This is a genomic window from Lyngbya sp. CCY1209, from assembly GCF_055795065.1.
The window spans coordinates 1-474 of sequence record NZ_JAYFER010000073.1; the positions used below are offsets into that span (position 1 = coordinate 1).

Annotated in this window: 1 protein-coding gene; it reads right to left on the reverse strand. The window is 45.6% G+C overall.

The window, feature by feature from the left end:
• On the reverse strand, positions 1-383 hold a 383-nt coding region (locus tag AC0QHF_RS00370), incomplete at its 3' end, for a reverse transcriptase N-terminal domain-containing protein (RefSeq protein ID WP_324702207.1).
• Positions 384-474 lie beyond the last annotated feature (91 nt).

Consider the following 474-nt stretch of genomic DNA (forward strand, 5'->3'; position numbering starts at 1 on the left):
GGGCGTTTTTCATCCCGTCCGGGTTTTGGTATCCAAACTCTCCGTAATGGCTTGGCTTTGAAGTTTCCTTTGATTTCTTCAACAAGGGTGAACCTTTGTTTCGGGGATATAGCTATCACTCCATCCACTCCGGCTGTTTTCTTGCCTTGGTTATCTTGGGTTACACGCCTTACCGCTAAGAGCCTTGCATAGTATGACTTCAAAAGGAGTTTCTGCAACCTTCTGGCTTTTGCATTCTGTCCCGATTGAGTCGCTTGATAGATACGCTTTTGTAGCTTGAAAACCATCCGCTGAACTTTCGTCCAGTTGACAGTCTTCCATACACTCTTAGTGTCCGCCAATTTCGGCTTACCGAAACCTTTGGATTGACTAGAACTCGTCATTACCACTACTTGAATCTCCATCTTACGTCTGAACCGTGACCCGTCTGCATATCTCGAACATTACATCCAAGCATTAGCTTCTGGTCACATC